This window comes from Halosimplex marinum, assembly GCF_051414075.1.
GTDB lineage: Archaea > Halobacteriota > Halobacteria > Halobacteriales > Haloarculaceae > Halosimplex > Halosimplex marinum.
On record NZ_JBLKNY010000004.1, the window covers coordinates 991,055 to 1,008,469 of the forward strand.

General features: G+C 60.5%; 11 protein-coding genes. 6 read left to right on the forward strand and 5 right to left on the reverse strand.

The window, feature by feature from the left end:
* Positions 1–90: 90 nt before the first annotated feature.
* The 4 genes from ACMGFI_RS13130 (at position 91) to ACMGFI_RS13145 (ending at position 4,031) form a co-directional block, all read left to right on the forward strand.
* Positions 91–1,173, forward strand: a complete 1,083-nt coding sequence (locus ACMGFI_RS13130; protein WP_436910191.1) for an iron-containing alcohol dehydrogenase — start codon at positions 91–93, stop codon at positions 1,171–1,173.
* A gap of 9 nt (positions 1,174–1,182) precedes the next feature.
* Positions 1,183–1,437, forward strand: coding sequence for a DUF7718 family protein (locus ACMGFI_RS13135; RefSeq protein WP_436910192.1), 255 nt, complete (start codon positions 1,183–1,185; stop codon positions 1,435–1,437).
* 412 nt (positions 1,438–1,849) lie between these two features.
* Positions 1,850–2,440, forward strand: coding sequence for a type IV pilin domain-containing protein (locus ACMGFI_RS13140; RefSeq protein WP_436910193.1), 591 nt, complete (start codon positions 1,850–1,852; stop codon positions 2,438–2,440).
* A 208-nt stretch (positions 2,441–2,648) separates the two neighbouring features.
* Positions 2,649–4,031 (forward strand): ATP-binding protein, encoded by a 1,383-nt coding sequence (locus ACMGFI_RS13145; RefSeq protein WP_436910194.1) that lies wholly within the window; start codon positions 2,649–2,651, stop codon positions 4,029–4,031.
* 830 nt (positions 4,032–4,861) lie between these two features.
* On the opposite strand, the gene ACMGFI_RS13150 is transcribed toward ACMGFI_RS13145, so the two are convergent.
* On the reverse strand, positions 4,862–6,049 hold the full coding sequence (locus tag ACMGFI_RS13150; RefSeq protein ID WP_436910195.1) for a hypothetical protein: 1,188 nt from the start codon (positions 6,047–6,049) through the stop codon (positions 4,862–4,864).
* Positions 6,042–7,799, reverse strand: a complete 1,758-nt coding sequence (locus ACMGFI_RS13155; RefSeq protein WP_436910196.1) for a DEAD/DEAH box helicase — start codon at positions 7,797–7,799, stop codon at positions 6,042–6,044. Before ACMGFI_RS13155 ends, ACMGFI_RS13150 begins: the two co-directional genes overlap by 8 nt.
* 137 nt (positions 7,800–7,936) lie before the next feature.
* Here ACMGFI_RS13155 and ACMGFI_RS13160 point away from each other — a divergent pair, with 137 nt between their 5' ends.
* Together ACMGFI_RS13160 and ACMGFI_RS13165 are read left to right on the forward strand one after the other, a co-directional pair.
* Positions 7,937–9,169, forward strand: coding sequence for an AAA family ATPase (locus tag ACMGFI_RS13160; protein ID WP_436910197.1), 1,233 nt, complete (start codon positions 7,937–7,939; stop codon positions 9,167–9,169).
* A complete protein-coding gene (locus tag ACMGFI_RS13165) occupies positions 9,162–10,958 on the forward strand; it encodes a 5-methylcytosine restriction system specificity protein McrC (RefSeq protein ID WP_436910198.1) in 1,797 nt (598 codons plus the stop codon). The genes ACMGFI_RS13160 and ACMGFI_RS13165 overlap by 8 nt, the downstream gene beginning before the upstream one ends.
* Before the next feature lie 24 nt (positions 10,959–10,982).
* On the opposite strand, the gene ACMGFI_RS13170 is transcribed toward ACMGFI_RS13165, so the two are convergent.
* From ACMGFI_RS13170 to ACMGFI_RS13180, 3 genes are read right to left on the reverse strand one after another with little or no spacing between them, the layout of a single operon-like run.
* Positions 10,983–11,378 (reverse strand): DUF8076 family protein, encoded by a 396-nt coding sequence (locus ACMGFI_RS13170; RefSeq protein WP_436910199.1) that lies wholly within the window; start codon positions 11,376–11,378, stop codon positions 10,983–10,985.
* A 42-nt stretch (positions 11,379–11,420) separates the two neighbouring features.
* The gene (locus ACMGFI_RS13175) at positions 11,421–14,039 is read right to left on the reverse strand and encodes a DUF1156 domain-containing protein (protein ID WP_436910201.1); all 2,619 of its coding nucleotides are present in this window, start codon (positions 14,037–14,039) and stop codon (positions 11,421–11,423) included.
* A 39-nt stretch (positions 14,040–14,078) separates the two neighbouring features.
* Complete coding sequence (locus tag ACMGFI_RS13180; protein WP_436910202.1) at positions 14,079–17,306, reverse strand: DUF499 family protein; 3,228 nt, start codon at positions 17,304–17,306, stop codon at positions 14,079–14,081.
* Positions 17,307–17,415 lie beyond the last annotated feature (109 nt).

Sequence of the window (17,415 nt, forward strand, 5' to 3'; positions counted from 1 at the left end):
CGGCCGTGACCCGGATAAGCGTTCGCGCGACCGAAGGACTCGCCGGCTCGTCCCCGAACGCTTTACCCACTCCCCGTCTCATAGCCGTCCATGAACCGACGGTTCATCTCTCCCCGCGCCTACGTTCAGGGCGCCGGCGCCCTCGACGACGCGGGCGCCGAGTTCGACCGCCTCGACGCCGAACGCGCGTACGTCCTCGGCGGCGACACCGCGCTCGCGACCGCCGGCGACGCCGTCTCGGCGGGGCTGGCCGACGCCGGGATCGAGGTGGCCGACACCGCCGCGGGCGTCGACCGCTGTACCGACCCCGCGCTCGACGACCACGTCGACGCCGCCGCGGCCGCCGGCGCGGATCTCGTCGTCGGCGTCGGCGGCGGGGTCTCGATGGACGTGGCCACCGCTGTCGCCGACCGTACCGACGCCGTGCTCGCGGTCGTCCCCACCATCGCCAGCACGGACGCCCCGACCAGCACAGTCGCCGTCGTCTACGACGACGCGGGGAACTTCCGCGAGGTTCGCCACCGCGACCGCAACCCCGAACTCGTCCTCGTCGACACCGCCGTCGTCGCCGAGGCGCCGGCCCGCTTTCTCGCCTACGGCATGGGCGACGCCATCGCGACCCGCTTCGAGGCCGAGGCCGTCGCCGCCACCGGCGGGCGTACCGACGCAGACGGGGCGTCGAGTTTCGCCGCCGGCGCGCTTGCCGAGGAGGCCTACCACCGCGTCCGCGAGCACGGCACCGACGCCCTCGCCGCGGTCCGCCGCGACGCCGCCACCCCGGCCGTCGAGCGCGTCGTCGAGGCCAACACCCTGCTGTCGGGGCTGGGCTTCGAGAGCGGCGGCACCGCCGGCGCCCACGCCGTCCAGATCGGCCTCACCAACGCCGGCGTCCGCGAACCCCACGGCCTGCTCGTCGGCTTCGGTACCGTCGCCGAGCTCGTCGCAAGGGACGCCGACCCCGGTACCGTCTCGGACGTGCTCGACCTCCTGTTCGAGATCGACCTCGACGTGACGCTGGCGGATTTGGGCGTCGGAGAGGCCGATCTGGAGGTCGTCGGAGAAGTCGCCTGTGAGCACGGGATGGGGCTGGAGCCGATCGACGCCTCGCCCCGGCGCGTGGCCGACGCCGTCAGAACGACCGACGAACTGATCCGGGAACGGCGGGCCGATTGAGACGGCTGGTTGGACGGCGACTGGCGACCCGTCGTCCGGTACGACCACGATCGCGACGCCGAGGGCGGCCACGACATCACCGACGAGGGGCTGCACATAGACATCTACCGCGACGGCGAGAAAGTCGACGTGAAAGACGTGTACGGCCCGGTTCCCGCCGCCGAGGGGTTCGACCACGCCGAAGACGACTTACGTGAGAACGTGCAACGATACATCAAGAGGTTCGAGCGATGGCACGACATCAGGAACGGGAGTGACCTGTGAGCGACGACGAACTGGGGGGGGGGGATGCCCGACCGGGTGAGTGACTACTTCGACCGGGTCCGGGAATCGCCTGAGGGGTCATTCGAAGACGACGAGTAAGTTCCGCCCGGATAATTTTAGTTCGTTGAGACAATATTCGTTCTTGCACCGCGACCGCCGACGGGCTCTGGGCTGGTTGGCGTCCGGTCAACTGACACCAAACCCGTCACTGGTGTCCCGCTCTGGTGCTGTTCACCGCATCTCCCGGGTCCATCCCGGTTTTCCGAGGTATAAACTGTCTCGCTCGGATTCAATAGACGCTTGACCTGTTTGTCTCACAGTGAAGCGACTCGATAGGTGTGCCTGGACTGATAGTACCACAAAACAACAGGTATCTTTTAACATACTATCCGGATTGTTGCCGATCGCACTCATGCAGCTAAAGCAATTACTCAACGACGACGACGCGGTGTCGCCGGTCATCGGCGTCATCCTGATGGTCGCGATCACGGTGATCCTCGCGGCCGTGATCGCATCGTTCGTGCTCGGACTCGGGAATCAGGCACAGCAGGGCGCACCAACCGCGACGATCGGCTTCGACTACGAGCAAGTGGTCGAAGATTCTGGCCAGCCGAACGCGGGTGTGCTTGAGGTGTCCCATGAGGGTGGTGATTCGGTAAATTATAAGGAATTATACATCCGTGGGAGTGGGATCAACCAATCCTACGACGAGGCTGACGACGCCGATTCCTGGAAGAGTGACACTTGTACCAATGGTGCCGACACTGACCTGTGGACGGCCTGTCACGACGTTGCCGAATGGGCTGATTCGGACGTGAATCTACACATCAATTCGACCGGTCAGTGGAACGCAAGTCAGGCCAGTGGTGACGACAGTGCTGTCCTCTCCGGCGACTACGTGAACGTTCCGGTCAACTCCGACTACGAGATCGACGTTGTCTACCAGGCGCAGGAGGGCGACACCTCCTCGACGCTGAACAGCGACGAAGGCCCCGACGCCTAATCGGAACCTCACTTTTCGCGGTTTTCACCGTCCGACACACGCCACTTCTGAGCGGTCCGCCAGTCGCGCTAGCGGCGACCCGCCGCTCATCGATCGCACCTCGCTCGACCGCGACCGGCTCGTCTATCACCAGCTCATGAAGATGGGGGGTGACGGTGAGCCCGAGAGGTAGATATAAGTCATTATCGCAGTAATCATTACTCAGAGTATGACCTTCTACGACCGGGCGGAGGAACTCGACGCCCTCGACACGGCGTTCGAGTCACCGGGCCACGACTTCTACGTGGTCTACGGCCGGCGTCGCGTCGGGAAAACCGGACTCCTCAAGGAACTCTGTGCCGACCGGCCGCACATCTACTTTCTGGCGGCCCAGGAAGCCGAAGACCGGCAGCGCGAGAAGTTCGTCGAAAAAGTGGCCGACTACTTCGACGACCGCGTGCCCCGTATCGACGGCTGGGACGAGGCCCTCGACTACCTCGGCGAGAAACTTACGACTGAACGACTCGTCGTCGCTATCGACGAATTCCCCTACCTCGTGGAGGAAAACGACTCCCTCCCGTCCTACCTCCAGTCGTTCGTCGATGAGCAACTCCAGGGGACCGAGTCGATGCTCGTGCTGTGTGGCTCGAGCGTCAGCACGATGGAATCAGAAGTGCTCGGCCACGAGAGCCCGCTGTACGGTCGCCGCACGGGCCAAATCGACGTGCAGCCGTTTTCCTTCCGGCAGGCCCGGGACGTCATCGCCTACGATCTCGAGGACGCGATCCGGTCATTCGCAGTCACGGGCGGCACACCGATGTATCTCACCCTCTTCGACTACGACCAACCCCTCGAGAAGAACATTCGGGCGCATGTTCTCTCCCCGACTGCCGTCCTGTACAACGAACCGGAATTCCTCCTCCGCACGGAGCTACGGAACCCCGCGCGATACATGAGCATACTTGAGGCGATCGCAACCGGACACACGACGCCCAACGAGATCTCGGGGGCGACCGGCATCGATTCGGGACCGCTGTCGAAGTACCTCCAGACCCTCCGGCGGCTGCGGCTGATCGACCGCAAAGTGCCCGTGACGGCGTCGGCAAAGCAGTCCAAGCGGTCGCGGTACCAGGTGGCCGACGAGTTCCTCCGATTCTGGTTCCGGTTCGTGGAGCCGAATCGCTCCAGCATCGAAGAAGCACCCGACGTCGTCTACGACGGAACCATCGAAACGAACCTTCCCGACCACGTCGCAACGACGTTCGAGGATGGCTGTCAGGAGGCTGTCTGGGAAGCGGTCCGTCGTGGCGAACTCGAGTCGTATTCCGAGGTCGGGCGGTGGTGGTACGGCGAAGACGAGATCGACATCGTCGGGCTCGCCCCGGACGCCGACCGGATCTTGTTCGCGGAATGTAAATGGACGAACGAGCCGGTTGGTTCGGCCCTCGTGTCGCAACTGCGGGAGAAAGCCGAGCGTGTTCGCTGGGGATCGGACACGCGTGACGAGGAATTCGCGTTGTTCTCGAAGAGCGGATTCGCTGATGGGCTCGCTGACAACGTCGGCGACAACTGGTCGCTGTTTGGGCTAAGTGAGCTGGAAGACGTTCTGTAGCTGTATTTCCCTCACTCCCGGAAACGAATCAATTCACCTCAAAAGGTAGCCTAAGACCGCTCAATACGGATTTCTTGCCCATGAGCAGAGGATCGCGGAACTGCTGGAAAGATGACCCACCAGATGAATCGGCGCCACGTTATCAACTCGTCGATGATCTCGGCGAACTGGTGGCAGAGACAGCGGGACTCCCACTCGACCAAGCAGAACACATTCTCCGGACGGAGACTCCGGTTGGGATCACGACCTCATCAATCACCAGACGACGATCGACACAAAGGCAACAGCAACGAGTGCCTCACATCCGAAGTTCGTCGTCTCAGCCGACGATACCCCGCCAGCAGATGGCTTCCTGCTCGTCCATATCCTCAGGGACGAATCCATCGGCCGTGTCGTCGGGTTCACCCATCGAGAGTCGCTCACACCGTAATCCCCAGCGCTGGCCTGGCGATTCGCTCAATTACGTCGCGGATTGGTCTGAGCTGTATCCTCCGCGATTCATCCAACCCCTCATCATTGGGCGAGTAGTAACGGAGACCCGTGGCGAGGACTACATCGACGAGAGGGGGTGCCAGCTCTGCGGCGCTCATCTCGACAAGGAGACCGAAGCCAGACGGTACATCGACGAACTCGGTACTGAAGTCGGAGTGTGTATTGACACCTGTCAGTCGTTACTCGACGCGGCCCGTAACCAAGGTCGAGTGACCGAATTCAAACTCTACGAACGCCCCTGAACGATTCACAAACCGATAAAGGACGCCTAACAGCGTGTGGCGAGATTCGTAACCGAGGCCCGTTTTCTCTGTCTCGTTATCAGCGAGAATCAGTTGTCATGTGCACTGCCGACACTGCAATCCCGTGACCCCCATCTTGACGGGATTATCAGACGAGAGCGTCGCCTGGCAACTTGGACAGTTGACTGTGTCTGTATATCCGGCACCCGCTGCGTAGGGAGCTCGTATAGTCTTTTTCCGCTCGGAATCAGCTAGTCGGAGTTCGATTTCGCCACGTTCGTACGAGACTAGGGTAGTCGCTACTGGCTTCGTCCGAACTCCGAGCTGATGACGCTGATAGATCTCGCGTCGCTCGTCTTCGAATCCCTGTTGTTTCGACTCGAGGATGTCTGCTCGCTTCTGCTCGAGTTCCTCTTGCTTCGCTTGGAGCTCTTCTCGTTTTTGCAGGGCATCAACCCTGTCTTCGTGGGAGGACGCGGTATCGACGTCGTCCGCGACGTTCTGAAGACGGTTCGTCACCGACTCAATTTCATCTCGAAGGTCGCTCAGTTGTTGATTCTGTAGCTGTCGGTACTCATCAAACTCGGCATCGGCAGCACGCGAGGCCGACTCACGGATATCGGCGATGGCTTCACGAACGTTTTCAAGCGCAGTTTGCTGGCACTCGCTGACGGCTGCTTCGAAGACTTCCGTTCCGACCGACTCGGTACAGTCGTCTTCCCAATCGCTACCTTCGGATTCGTCCCTGGGGTCGTAGAAGGATTGCAGGACAGTCTCGGCCATCCCGGTCAATTCCTCCTGTGACGAAGCGTCGATGCTGACGGCTTCGAGGAGCTGTGTCTGGTATTCGCTCACCGTTTCGACGCCGATCCGCACGACCGTGAACACCGCCTCACGATCGTAATATGGCATGAACGAAGCATCAACGACTTGGAGGTCGCTTTCTACGACCCAGTCAGGATACTGGTACTCGCCTCCCGAGAGTTCGTCGGTAACTGATAGCCGACCGACGGGGGATATCGAAACCGCTTCGTCGAGTAACTGTTGAGCGAATTCTCTCTCAGGGGCCAGAACGAATTCATCCTGTCCTCCTTGTTCGCTGGAGTCTGTTCCGAGGACGACCTCGAACTCGCTCCCGTCGCCGAACGCGACATCGACGTGGTCGGGGAGGTTGACGCGCCATCGAGGTCCGTCCTCGTGGACGGATGCGCCAATGGTTTGTAGATACTCTCTAGCGAACGCAGCTAGTCTCGACTGCGTGACGGGGAGCGTGGCATCAGTCATCGGTCGCACCCAGGTCGAAGTTCTCGAAGACGGCGCTGTTGAAGTTCTCTACCTTCTCGGAGAGCTCCTGCTGTTCCTCAAGGTCAACTGCCATCGCCTCGAAGTCGTTTTCGAGATCCGCTTCGGAGTCCGCGTTGACGAGCCGTTCGAAGATCTCGTCTTCGAACCCCTTCCCGGAGTCTTCGAGCCGCGTGAGGATCGTGCTCAGTTCTCCGACGGTCTGTTGGAACAGGTCGATCTTGTGATACAGCCGCTCCAGCACGTACTCCTCGATCGTATCTTCAAGCGCCATGTTGAACACGAACACCTCTCGCTTCTGGCCGATGCGGTGGATCCGACCGATACGCTGTTCTACCTTCATCGGGTTCCACGGGAGATCGTAGTTCACCATGATGTTGCAGAACTGGAGGTTTCGCCCCTCGCTCATAGCGTCCGTCGAGACGAGAACCCCGCCTTCCTCCCGGAACCGATCCACGATGTCTTCTTTTTCCTGACTTGAGTGTCCGCCGTGAAAGGCGTGGGTCGTGTACCCTTGTTCCTGAAGCGATTCCAAGACCTGCTGTTGGGTCGCCCGGAACTGCGTGAACACGATGACCCGCCCCATCTCGACGTGTTCACGGGCTTCCTCGACGATATCGAAGAGCCGCTCCTGTTTCGTCACCGTCTCGATGGCATTGATCTTCTCCAGAATCGTCTCCAGTTCGCTTCGATGCGTGAGTTCGTTATTCTCGTCTAGCTGTTTTCGAATCGTCTTCTCGAGGGCCGCCGGACTGCTCACGACCTCCTTTTGCAGCATCATCAACACCAACTTCTGTCCCCGATCCTCGCTGTACGCCTCTCGGACGTAGTCCGTCACGGCGTCGTATAGTTCGCGCTCGCTGCTGCTCGGCTGGAACGTGCGCGTATCGATCTCGCGGTTAGTGAAGTCGATGTCAGTCTCGGCCCGCCGGTTCCGGATCATCACTTGGTGCAGACGCTGCTGTAGCTCGTCGCGGTTCACCAGAGTGTCCTGTCCGTTGTCCACGAAGTAATGGTGGAACGTTTCCCGGCTGCCGAACAAGCCCGGCCGTAGCAGGGAGACGATGTTATAGAGGTCAGTCAGCTCGTTCTGAATCGGGGTGGCCGTGAGGAAGAACGCGTAGTCGTACGTGAGGTTGTCGATGAGTTCGTACCGATCGGTGTCCTCGTTCTTGACGTAGTGGGCTTCGTCCAGTACGAGGACGTCCCAGTTTCGGGAGAGGACGCTGTGACGGTATCGGCCGCTCTTCGCCGTGTCAATACTCGAGATGATACGGTCGTGGGCGTCGAATCCCTGAAACTCGTCGTCGTAGTTGCAGACGAAGTCGAGGCCGAACTTCTCCCGGAGTTCGCCCTGCCATTGTTTTGCGAGTTGAGCGGGCGTCAAGATGAGAACCGAATCATCCGTCGCCCGGTAATGCATCTCCTTCAAAATCATCCCGACCTCGATGGTCTTCCCGAGGCCGACCTCGTCGGCGAGCAAGGCCTTCCCGTCCATCTCGAACAGCGCCCGATGGGCGGCGTCAACCTGGTGTTCGAGCAGTTTGACCTGCTCTTCATCGACGCTCGAGAGCGACCGGAGTTCCGTGTCAGGTTGACCCGCGTTCAGCCGGTTTGCAACGACAGTGAGACGGTGAAACGGAAATTCCGATGTCTCGGCCGAGAACACGTCTGAGATATCGTCGGGAGCCTCGTGTGTGACCTCGGCATCGACGAGGTCTTCATCATTCATATCCGCATAGACACCTCAGAATGACAAATGCGTTTTGTAGTACTCGGGGTCGTCACAAAGCCGTATATCCCAACTCTCTCTGAAGAGTATTCGCTTCAGGGGGCATTTTATAAGACATCGGTGATACTTTCCCCGTAATGAGTAGCGGGAAACCCCGGTTCGAGGACTACGATCGGGAGGAGGCGGAGGAATTCAGCGGATTCATTCTCAGCGGTGCAGCACAAGCGAAAGAATTCATCAACAAGACCAACGATCCAGACGCCATCCGATACTTAGTCGAAGAACGAAACATCGACGTAGACGTTCCAGGAAGCGGCGCTGAAATCGAACAAGCCATACTAACATCTCAGACGGCGCCTCTCTCAGTCAAACAGACTGTAGCGCAACGGAACGACGATCTCGGCGACATTCGTGTGCCGGACACTGTCCAGAAGAACGCCGAGACCGCCCTCGATGTCGGAAAACCGATCGTCCTCTACGGACCGACCGGCACTGGAAAGACCTACTTCGCAAAGCAACTCGCACTGAAAACCTGTATCAACTACTCCATCTCCACTGCGACGCCCAGCTGGACGCCCGCGGACATCACCGGAAGCATCCAGCCGGAGACCGACGACGGCGAAATCAAGTACGTCCGTCAGGCGGGTTGCGTCTCTCAGGGCATTCAGAAAGCGAACGAGTATCACGACAACTGGGGCGTCATCATCGACGAGATAACGCGAGCCGACATCTCCCAGGTCTTCGGCCCCCTGTACACGGCCATCGAGGATTACGACCAGGTGATTTTCCGTGACGAAGAGGGGAACAGTCTCACTCTCAACGACGACGTAAAGATCATCTGCACGATGAACATGTCGGACCGGACGGTCAACGAACTCGACAACGCTATCACCCGCCGGTTTGCGATGGTAGAGCTGAGCCGCTACGAGGACGACCAGCGAGCGGACTTATTCGACGACTGGATCGGCGAACTCGGGCCGGACATCGATATTGACCAGGAACGGCTTCACGACCTCTTCGAGAGCCACCACGACGGTGTCAACAACGGAACGACGACGAGCGGCGAAGGCGGGATCATGGAGTTCGGACCGATGCACTACGTGGACGTCACGAAGTTCCTCAAGAGTGCCTGTGAGGAAGGCGGGCCGTACGAAGGCGAAGAAGCAACAGCGGTCGGGCAGGCGTTTTCGACCTACATCGCTCCCCGGCTCTTGAACAGCGCGTCGCTCCCCCAGATCAACCAACTGACGACGCACTACGAGACGCTCGACGACCAGTTCGAGGCCTTCGACCTGTCCTCGGCGATCGACCTCGCGGCCAGGGAGGCCGAGGCCGAAGAACGGGAGATGGGCGTCAGCGCCTATGAGTGATGCAGTCCGATATGAGTACGGCACGGAACTCTGTTCCGTCCAGGAAAATCGGAAGCTGATCGTCGAAGGCTGTGACCCGGAGAGTCTCCGGGACGAACTCCGGGCAGCGAACTTCGTCCGAGATGGTAGCCGGTACGTGAAGAAACGCCCGCGACTCCGTCCGGAAGCAGACGACGGCGATTCGGGGCCGCTTCACGTCCTCTCCGCTCGGATCGTGGAAAACTCGCTCCACGTCGAACCCTCCGACGTCGTGGGGATCGTCAAACTCGTGCCCGGGATGAGCGTTCAGGTCGAGCCGAAAATCGAGTGGGAGAACGTCATCCGGATGCTCCTCACGGTCTACGATATCGACCGCACACAGTCACACTACGGTATCCCGCTCGAGGAGCTGATTGCCGGCGAGATCGAAGCGTCCCAGCTCATCGCTATCCTGGCGATCAACTACGTTCACGGCGTCAAGACCATCACGAAGAAGGGCTTCATCCGGGACCTCAATATCCGACGACGGGACGGGTACGAGGGACTCGGGTCGGTGGACGTCGCTCAGACGCTGATGAATCACGCGACGGGAAACCCGGAGCCGACGTGGGTGGAGACAGAGGTCGATTACGCGAATCCGGTGAACAAGGCCATCCACATGGCGGGGAAGCTCTTGCTACGGTTGCTTCAGCAGGAGCGCGACGGCCACCAGCATCCTCGTCAGGATCTCCTGCTGTCGATGGTTCACCAGCAGGTGAAGGAAATCGAAGATCGCGGGATACAGAGCAGCCAAAAGCGCCTCGGGGAATACCGGCGGCTGTCGCTGGCCGACCTCCCCCGGCAACGCCACTATTATCGCCGGGCGGTTCACACGTCGCAGTCAATACTCTCGTCAGCCCTCTTGGGACAGACCGGCGGCGGTCCCGAGGAACTGCTCGTGGATTACGCGTTGAGCATGGACTCGCTGTTCCAAGACTATACGCAGCGAGTTCTCAGCCGGGAAGTCGAGTCGCTGCGAACCCTCGACCACTTGGACCGACTGTCCGACGTCGAGTGTAAGGACGAACACCGGCTTTATCCGTTCGAGGGGAACGCAAAGGCCGCTCACGAGCCCGATCACCTACTGACCGACGGCGACGAAACGCTGGCCGTCTTGGATTCGAAGTACTACCAAGAAGGAAAGAACCCGGCGAACGATTCGGCCTCGCGGTCGCGGATGTTCGCCTACGCGTATCTCACCGACACCGACCGGATGGCGTTCCTCTGTCCCCAGTACCATCGGGATCGCCTCCCTGTGACCAATACTGGGGGGGAGGTGGAGGTAATCTCACCCGACGACGAGTTCACCTGCGACGAGTACGAACGCCTCACTCGGGAGTATCTACTTGAATCGCTCGCGCTCAAATATCCAGAACTCGACGTGTTCAGCGCGGTAGAGCACGGTCGTCTGTGCCTGGAGAACGCCTCTGAAGACGACCTCTCTGAAGTCTACGACACGACAGGACCGTTCGCAATCAGCAATCCGGCGACATTCGCCGCCCGCGTGATCAACGACATCGCGTTCTCGACGTACGGACCGAACAAACCGGAGCTCGAAAACCAAGGCCAGTGGACGAAGTCCCGCATCAAGGACGCGTGCGGCAAGACGGACGAGGACGAACGCCCGCGCTATCCGCAACACGAGACGACGTGTGTCCCCGTCTATACGACCGATACGGACGGTGACCACGGCCGGGTGACCCTGTACTTCCTGCGGCAGAGAGAGGACGGAGTCACTGTCTCAAAGGAAGGACCTTGGGCACTAATGTGAGGGCGAGGACGGGGGTGAAGGAGGCTACACTCGAAACGTCGTCACGACCCAACCCGGCTCCCGCCGTTTCATCTGCCGGCCGAATACGGGTTCTAACGCGTAGAACTCCCCGTCTATTTCGACATCGAAGGAGTCCCCGACGCTCTGGAACTCGCCGTCAACCGCGAATTGAACGGTTGGCAGTGGTCGCTGGCCGTTGAGGTAGTCCATCTCCAGACGCATCGTATCGACGAGGGACTCGCGCAGTTCCGCGTCTCCGGAGAGGACGTCACCGAGTCCAACGACACAGATCTCCTGTGGCAGATCGTGGTTTTCGAGCTTCGCTATGAACTCCTCGACGGGAACCTGATAGTCGGCAGTTACCCTTCTCCTTCGATCGACGATATTGTACATCCCCGCGACGGCGTCGATATCACTCATGGTGTCGTCCTCGACTTACGGAATTATCAAGGTACACCAAGGTTAGAAGAGGGCCTCGTAGCCCTCGTCTCCAGTCAGCGTCGCTAGTTCATTCGCCACGTCGATCATCTCCGAGGTCACGTCGAGGTCACGCTGTTCGTCAGGTGGCTTCACATCTTGCGCGTCCCGATAGCGAAGTAACTGCACTCCTTCGAGCGGTGTCAATTCCTCTGTGGACCGCCCGCGGAGGTATTCGATTCGCTCTTCTGCACGCCAGTCCGTCAACTCGAAACCGCCGTCAGTGACGAACAGGGCGCGTCGACGAAGATCATCGGGGTCGATATCGGTCCCTCGACAGAACCGAGTTACGTCGTCAAGGGTGGGCTCGTCCATCTCGAGGAGGTCGAGGTAGATCTCGTCCGGTGTGACGTTCCCGGAGATGATGTCGTAGATCTCGCTGACGATCTCCGTCGCCGACATCACTGTTCCCCCGCGATGTACCTTCCCGTGGTGGTTCGAGTACTCGCGGAAACAGCGACCCATCTCGACGATGCTGATATCCCCCTCAGAGAGCGTCTGTCCGGCCTGAAGCTTTTCGCGCGTCTCGCTTGCGGCCCTGTGAGCACGTCGGCGGAGTGACGACCAACTGATTGGATCCCGCTCCGTCGCCGGACGAGCGACGACGACGACACTGAAGTTGAGTTCGTCGCCGACGACGAACTCGCTGAGGTTCGCGGAAATCGGATACGTCGCGGTAACGTCGAAGCCTTCGTCGCACAGTGATTCCAGAAGCGCCCCCCAGGTATCCTCGTCGCCGTGTCGATACGTGAACACGAGAACGCCGTCGTCCGATAGAACTTCGCGCATCCGCGAAAACGCGCTTCTGAGTTCTGATTCGAACGAATCTGAATCCTTTCCCTCTGTTGGGTTGGCGACGATGCTCTCCTCGCGCGGGGTTGTTTCGGGCGAGAACCCCTCGTATTCGTCACCGAGTAACAGACGCTGCCAGACGTAGAAGAAGTCGGAGACCTCGGAATAGACGACGTTGTCGTAGTACGGAGGATCGGTGATGATCGCGTCGTACTCCGACTCCAGATCCACGTCGTGCAGGTCGCCTTGATGTATCGTGTACTCGCCCCCAACTGGCTTCTCGAACGGCGCGGTCTCCTCGGTATCACCGTTTTCGATGTATCGTTCCGTAGGCGACTGAGCAAACTCGACGGCATCAACGATTTTCGCCCAGGTATTGCTGAACGTTCCGAGGCCGGCCTTCGTCCCCCAAACGTTGTTCTCCACGTACTCAACCGTAGGCATGAACGAATTCTTTCGGAATATTCCCTTGATTTTCGTGGCGTTGATATTGTAGGTAGCGAAGTTGTTCTGAAACATCAGCGAGTCCGAGAACGCCAGCAGGAGGTACTCCTTGATGGTTTGATCGTCTACTTCCTCGTCGATCACTCGGAGTAGCGTCGAGAGACAGTACAGCTGGCGGTCGTTGAACATGTCCTGCCACGACTCGTATCCGTGACGGAAGACGTCGTTTCCGCTGACCGATGACGAAGTCGTAATCGCCCCCTCGGGGATGTCCCCTTGCGGAGCATAGTCGGCGAAAGCGTCTTCGCTCCCCCAACTATCGGCTGCCCGTTCGTAACGCTCGATGTCTTCTTCGTTTGCTTGTTTGTATCCCTTGTATGCTGGGCGATCTTTCCCCTCGTCCTCACACTCGGTGCAGTAATACTCGAGGGCGTAGAGAGACTCAGCGTACGATTGGCCGTCGGCGATCGCATCCACGATCGGGTACTTTAGACCGCACGAAGGGCAGCCGTAATTCCCACCCCGGGAAACGGGGCCATTCTCCGGGACGTACTCGTTGCTGCAATCCGGGCAAATCGTCTCAGTCTGATAATCGTCCGTCAGGAAGATGTTCCCGCAATCCGGGCAATAGACGTGGTACCTGTCGCCGTTCCCGTATCTCTCCTTGGCTACTCGGTAGTCTTTGAACAGCGGGACCGTCTCGCCGCAGGACGTGCAGTCGAGTTCCCTGACCCAGAACGCGTAGACGACATCGGCGACGTGACTTTCGTCGTTGGGACACGCCGTCTCGTACTGGGACTGGAGCTCCTCGGCGACCGCGTCCTCGACGTTCTCGAAGGCGCCTCGGAGCGCGTCGGGATCGACGCTGTGGGCCTCGAGTTCCTTCTTCGTGATGAACCACGCGACGGGGTTCAGATCGACGCCGGTCACGTCCGCGTCGAATCGAATCGCTTCGAGGAGGCTCGTCCCGCCGCCCATGAACGGGTCCAGAACGTCGGCGTCTTCGACACGGACGTCCTTGGAGTAGAGATCCCACATGGCGTCGGGGTTGGCTAAATCGACGCCCTCGATCATCTCCTTGATATCTGCCGTGTCCGCACTTTCGGACGCTTCGTCGAACTCTGTGAGGTCGTGGTCCTCCATGTTCGGGTCTCGAACTGAGACTCGGTCGGGATCGGAGACAAGCGAGTACAGCGAAATCGTACGAAAGACACTGCCGAGCCGCCGGGCCCACCACTTGTGCATAGTCGTCAGCGGTCGGTAGTGGAGTTTCGCCCGGCCCTCGCGGTCGGCGAGGTCGTTCACTTGCTCGATGGGAAACCCGCGCTCGATGGGGAGATCAGACCGCGAAGCGTTCGAATCAGACATGGGGAATGATGGACTCGGTATCGTATTTAGATGTACGCGTCACTCGAACTGGATCGTGACGTCGATGCTGGAGGCGGACTCCGGGATGTTCTCGAGGAGATCAGCGACCGTCTCGTGTGACTGGCCAAGTTCTAGCTGGAGGTCAGTATGGGCCTTCTGGAACTCGGCGACGTCTTGAAGCGCCCCGGGCGCCCCGCTGTCGCCCTCCGTCGTGAACGACACCGATCCGTAGGCGACCGAGCCCGACTCGTGGGAGTCCTGCCACTTGTCGCGGAGTTCGGACGGATTGTTGCCCTGATACTCGAACGTCCATCCGGTCTCGGGCGGGATACGGAAGCCGGCTCCCGGGAACCAGTCGCCGGGATCCTCGGATCCGGTCGCTCCCACGACGTAGTGCGGGTCGCTTTCGCCGAGGTGATCGAGGAGGAAGTGCTGAACCGCGGATTCGTCGTGGTCCGGGGCACACTCCCTCTGAACATCACCCACTTGGAACGTCGCTTCCTCATCGAGATCGCCGATATACTCCAGGATGCGCTCGCCGACGTCACCGGGAACCATCGGCACGATCACGACAGATGTCGGATTGCGGTCGCCCAATGAACCGACGTAGTCGCCCTCAGTTTTCAGCTTGTAACCCTCCGATAGCAGCGTGTTCACGGCCCCGTGGAACGCACCTTCGGTGTCGTCCTGCGGGAGGTACACCTCGGTGTCGTTCCGAATCGCAGTGAGGACCTGGGACATGTCAGCCTCTCCAGCGGCGTCGATGGTCTCCTCGATACGCTCGCTCACTTCGGGAGCACCAATCTCGCGCGCGTTCGAGACATCCCGGAGCTTCGCGTCGGACCGGGCCTTGGAGACGATCTCGTTGCCGCTCACGAGGACGTAGTGGTCTTCGTTGGCGAGCCGACCGACTGCGCGCATGATCGCGTCGTGAGGGTCGTCATCGACGATCCAGACGTTCGTCCGTTCGAGGACTTCGAGCTCGAACGAGCCGATATCGACTTCCATGGTGCCGCCGCTGAACTCACGCTGGAGCGCGGACGTGACGTCGTCCACCGACCACTTGTCTACTTCCTCTTCCAGGACGAGGGTCGTGTCGCGGTCGAGGTTACGGAGTTCGTCGCTGAACTGACTCCCGTCGTGAGCGAGTACGGGCTTGTCGTCCAGGCCATCCTCAACGGCGTTGGCGACCGCCTGCACGCTGCCCGGAATCGGGTACGTCGGGTCCATCAGGAACTGCTCGTAGATGTCTTCGACGGAGGTTTCCGAGCGACTGTCGAGACGGTCGCGGACGATGTCCCAAGCGTGACGCTGGAGGTCGAACGGGTCCGCTTCGGCGGCGGCCGCGATGTTCCCGGCGTCGAGTTCGTCCTCCGCGGCGACGAAGTTCTCAAGCGTCATCTCCGCGGCGTACTCGAACTCGTTGAGGAGGTCGTCGCCGTCGATGACCTCGCCGTACGCGCCCTCCAGGCGGTCGAGGAGGTCGTCCTCGTACTCGCCTTTGAGCTCCACGATCTCCTCGCGGATCTCCTCGCTCAGGTTCTGGTCGTCCTCACGGAGCCGCGCCCCGATGACCTCCCTGGCCTTGCTGAGGAACTTCTCCTGCTGGGACGTCGTCGAGATGGTCTTGCCGTTCTTCGGCTGGACGAACACGAGCGTGTTGCGCCACTGGCGGCCGGCGGGCTGGTTCTTGATGATCTCGGCGACGCTGTCGGCGTCCCACGGCCCGTTCTTCAGGACGACCTTGACGTTCTGGCTGTCGGGGACGCTCTCCAGTTCGCCGTCCTCGTTGAAGCCGACCGCGTACGAGTTGGAGCCGAACAGGCGTTCGACAGTATCGCCGATGAGATCGATCGCCTCCCCCGGCTCGACGTCGCGGGCGGCGTTCCGGATCAGCGACCGCGGGTTCTCATCCTCCCTGATGACGAAGCGGTCGTCGGACTGCCACAGGTGGTAGACCTCGCCCTGGAGGCGTTCGAGATCGACGATGATGTCGTTGACGCGATCGCCGACGTGGAACGTGCCGACGACGATGTCCGACGTCGTCGCACCCTCGTCGAGACCGGGCGTGAGCGAGTAGATGAGGACCGTGCTGAGAATGTCGCGTCCGTAATCGATGTCCGCGTCGGCGAGGCGTTCGACGATGTCGTCGTAGCAGCGGTCGGGGCGGGCGTGTTCGACGTTGATGCGGGTGAGCTCGTCGTTGTACTCGACGGCGTCAACCTCACCGTGAGTGATGAGGTCGGTCTGCTGGTGACGGTCAACGAGAACCTTCGCGAAGAGATAGAGCATCCCCCGGGTCGCGCCCGACTCGGTCTCCGCGAAGTACCGCGTCTTGAGCGCGTCGATGAGTTCCGGATGGAAGGGGTACGTCTCGTACATCTCGTCGCGGAGGCCGTCCGGGAGGTCAACGTAGTCCGTCTCGGCGTAGGCCTCGATGTACTCGTCAATCAAGTCGCGCATCTTCGACTGATCGATGGAACCGGGCTCAACGAGGCGATGACGCAGAACCTCCCGGATATCGACCTGGTTGGACATGTTGACCTCGACGCGCTCCTGGCGGGACAGGATGTCGTGGACGTCGGAGCCCTCGCGCAGCACGGAGATGATGGCGAAAAGATTCGTGCGCGAGGTCGCTTCGAGCAGCGCCTGGAGGAAGCCCTTGTTCGCGCTCTTGCGGCGCCCCTCGAGCGAGCCGAACCAGTCTTCGAGCTCGTCCACGAGGAACGCGACCGTCCGGTCGCCGACCGCGTCGGTGATCGTGTCGATGTCGGGGTAGCCGCCGTCCTCGTACTCGGACTCGTCGAGGTCGTAGTCGAGCGCTTCGAAGAGCGGCTCCCACAGGTACTCGTACTGCTCCTTCTGGAGAGAGACGACAATCGGGAGGGCGTCGCGGGGGAGCATGCCGTCGAGGTCTTCGATGCGACCGTCTGCCCACTGCTCGACGACATCGGGCGAGTCGAAGCAGTGGTACATCGCCACCATCTGGTGGGACTTCCCCGTCCCGTAGGGACCGTACATCTCGTGGATGCGGATGTTGTCCTCCCCCTGGAGGGTGTCCCGGAGGCGCTTTAGTGAGTCTTCGAGTCCCTCGGTCAGGAGCGTGCGGTCGAAGAAGCGCTCCGCGTCGGACTCGAGGGTTCCCGCGTCGCTCTCAACGTCGTAGAGGCGAATCTGCCCCTTGACGAGGCTGTCCCCCTCCGTGAGCTCCCGACTGAGCGTCAGGGTCTCGTCGATCGTCGTTTCAGGAATGGCGTCCGCACTCATCGTTGTTCGGTAAGATGTGGCATCGCCTTATGAATGTGCGACATCTGAAGAGCCTGGACGCCAATCCAGCCGGACATTAAAAACGAACTGTGATGACCAATACTCAGGC